Consider the following 1488-nt stretch of genomic DNA (forward strand, 5'->3'; position numbering starts at 1 on the left):
CCCCGCGGCCGGCGACGAGCCACACGACCAGGACGACGAGGAGCAGCGGGATCCCGAGGACGACGACGCGCCGCACCCAGTACACGCGGGCGGGCAGCGGGCCTGCGGGCCGGACGACGCCCATCGCACCCCCTCGGTCGGCTTCTCGGTCGGTCGGTCGTCGCGTCGACCGGGCTCTCGCGCGCGGTGCGGCCTGACGCGCGACCACAGTACGGCGGCGGCGCACGGTGACCGGGCCCGACTCGCGGGCCGAGACGCACGGGCGGACGTCGGCGCCCGCCCCGGCCGGCGGCGCACCCACCCGGGCGTGGGCGGCGTCGGGGAGGATGTCCGGGTGTCCCCGACGTTCGACGCCGCCGGCGTGCGCGACGACGTCGTCGCGTGGTTCGACGAGCACGCCCGCGACCTGCCGTGGCGCGCGCCGGACCGCACGCCGTGGGGCGTCCTGGTCAGCGAGGTCATGCTGCAGCAGACGCCGGTCGTCCGGGTCGAGCCGGCGTGGCGCGCGTGGATGACGCGTTGGCCGACGCCCGCCGATCTGGCGGCCGCGAGCACGGCCGACGTGCTGCGGGCGTGGGACCGGCTCGGCTACCCGCGGCGCGCGCTGCGGCTCCAGGAGTGCGCGCGGGCGGTCGTCGAGCGGCACGGCGGCGAGGTCCCCGACGACGAGGCCGCGCTGCTCGCCCTGCCCGGGATCGGCTCGTACACCGCAGCGGCCGTGCGGGCGTTCGCGTTCGGGCGCAGGTCCGTGGTGCTCGACACGAACGTCCGGCGGGTGATCGCGCGCGTCGCGGCGGGGACGGCCCTGCCCGCGCCGTCGCAGACCGTCGGCGAGGTCGCGCTGGCAGGCACGTTCGTGCCCGACGACGACGCGACGGCGGCACGCTGGGCGGCGGCGTCGATGGAGCTCGGCGCGCTCGTCTGCGCGGCGCGGTCGCCGCGCTGCGACGCATGCCCGGTCGCCGACCGCTGTGCGTGGCGCGCGGCGGGTCGCCCCGGTGACGAGCACGCCGCCCGACGGCGCACGCAGGCGTGGGCGGGGACGGACCGGCAGGTGCGCGGGCGCGTCATGGCGCTGCTGCGCGAGGCGATCGGCCCGGTGCCGCAGGACGCGATCGACGCCGTCTGGCCGGACGCCGTGCAGCGCGAGCGGTGCGTGGACGCGCTCGTCGCGGACGGTCTCGTCGTGCGCGTCCCGGGCCGCGACGACGACGCGCCGCCGACCTACCGCCTGCCCGCTTGACGGTCGTCGTGCGAGCCGCGACGGTGCGGGCATGCGCCTCTACGACGTCGTCCGCTACCCGCTCGACCGGTTCGACAGCGCGGGCGTGCTGCTCGAGGCCGTCCCGCCCACGACCGGGGCGACGAGCGTGCACGTCGCACGGCTCGACGCGGGCGGCACGATCGGCCGGCACCGGGCGGTGCGGCGGCAGGTGCTCGGCGTCGTGTCGGGGGACGTCGAGGCGCAGACCGACGACGAGCCGCGCG

Annotated in this window: 2 protein-coding genes; both read left to right on the forward strand. The window is 78.6% G+C overall.

The genetic code is table 11. From position 1 onward, the window contains the following. Positions 1–334 precede the first annotated feature (334 nt). A complete protein-coding gene (locus CTKZ_RS20475) occupies positions 335–1243 on the forward strand; it encodes an iron-sulfur binding domain-containing protein (protein WP_235843584.1) in 909 nt (302 codons plus the stop codon). A 31-nt stretch (positions 1244–1274) separates the two neighbouring features. Next, the coding region (locus CTKZ_RS20480) for a hypothetical protein (protein WP_148090542.1) at positions 1275–1488 on the forward strand (214 nt) is incomplete at its 3' end.

The sequence above is a fragment of the Cellulomonas algicola genome, from assembly GCF_003851725.1.
Lineage (GTDB): Bacteria > Actinomycetota > Actinomycetes > Actinomycetales > Cellulomonadaceae > Cellulomonas > Cellulomonas algicola.